Genomic DNA, 1,455 nt, shown 5'->3' with positions numbered 1-1,455 from the left:
GCTGTCTTGTCTAAGCCGCTGACTCCCCATTGTTCTAATAGTTTGGTTGAGCCGAGATTGTTTACGCCGATTCGAATGATGACCAGCCCCTTTTCCCAGAAGTCCGGAGAGCGCTGCAAGCGAGAGATCAGCCATTTTGCTTGATAGGGCCAGCCTTCAAGCAAAGACTGACAGCGAAGTCCGGAAACTGCATAGTTATAGTCGAAGTCTAATTTCTTGGGGGCTCGGGCAGGGAGCTTAAGCCAGTTCTTGATTCTTGCCCAGCGGTAACTTTCACCCCATGTCCCGAATGCTCCAAGATTAACTTGCTCAGATCGAAATCTGTCCCATAGTGCTGGCCAGTTGTAAGTGACGCTATGGAAGTCGCCTCCTCTAGCTTTATTGTCATATTTATCTCGATAGCTATGACTGTCTGAATCACCTAATATTGCGACAGGAAACGCAGCATCACCAGGATCAGAAGTATCGATGCCTGTCTTATTCAGGAATAGCCAGTACGAGGCAAAAACCATTACAAAAAAAAGGCCGATGGTGGTGGTTGTTGGTTTAATCGAAAGCATCCTTGCCTCACTTTAGTAATGTCTGCTTAACCAGTTTTTAATCGCGTCGAACAAGCTGTGCTTATCGTTCAGCATGAAAAAAGTATGGTCAGCTTTGGGGAAATAGACTTCTTCAAATATTTGCGTGAAGAACTCGCCAGGAAATGCATCTTTCATTTGTCCCTGATAGTTGTAGTAGGACTGTACCCCTCCGCTGTAGACATATAGGCACTTGGCTTCGCGTTGATGCAATACTTCCATGTCGGCCTTATATTGACTTTTTTCCGGCAAGCGCCAGACATAGTCATCAACATTATTTGCTTGATTATCGCTCGATTCTGAAGACATAGCTTTGGTTTTAGTCAGCCGCTTAATTAAAGCCTTAATCAGGTTGAAGGGCTGAGATAGCTTTTTGAGAAATTTCACACGATTAAACTTTGGACTTAGGTAACCATAGCCATCTATCCAAACTAAACCTTTGACACGATCATCCTTTACAGCAATTTTGTGAGCGTTCTCGGCACCTGTACAAAGGCCAAAAGAAATTACACTGCAGTGGTTAAACTGAGCTTCAAGGCAATCCAAGGCTGCAAGCATATCCTTGGTAATTTGCTCTGTTCGAGAAGAAGGTGATGCGATGCGGGTGCTATCACCTTGCCCACTCAGGTCAAATCGAAAGCTGGCATACCCTAGATCAGCCAAGAATTTTGCGAGATGTACATGCAAATTGAAAGGGCCTGATTTATGAACTGCACCAGCATTAATTATCAAGAAACAAGGCTTCTTGCAGTCTTCTTCTGGAGCAGTATAGATACCCTGAAGGTGGTGCTGTGGGCCAAAGCTCTGAATTTGTTCAATCATTGACTTAAGCTCTTTAAAATAAATTGGTTGATATTATGTGTTGAGATTGAGCGGT

2 protein-coding genes are annotated in these 1,455 nt (G+C 44.1%); both read right to left on the bottom strand.

From position 1 onward, the window contains the following. On the bottom strand, positions 1–560 hold a 560-nt coding region (locus tag A3763_RS18410; protein ID WP_197482965.1), incomplete at its 3' end, for a hypothetical protein. 12 nt (positions 561–572) lie between these two features. Continuing rightward, complete coding sequence (locus A3763_RS18405; protein WP_068511716.1) at positions 573–1,400, bottom strand: alpha/beta fold hydrolase; 828 nt, start codon at positions 1,398–1,400, stop codon at positions 573–575. Positions 1,401–1,455: the final 55 nt, after the last annotated feature.

The organism is Oleiphilus sp. HI0128 (assembly GCF_001635365.1).
This window is presented reverse-complemented; position numbering and strand designations above follow the sequence as displayed.

Coding starts and splice junctions, on each gene's coding strand:
- A3763_RS18405 (WP_068511716.1), bottom strand. CDS start 1,400: ATGATTGAACAAATTCAGAGCTTTGGCCCACAGCACCACCTTCAGGGT.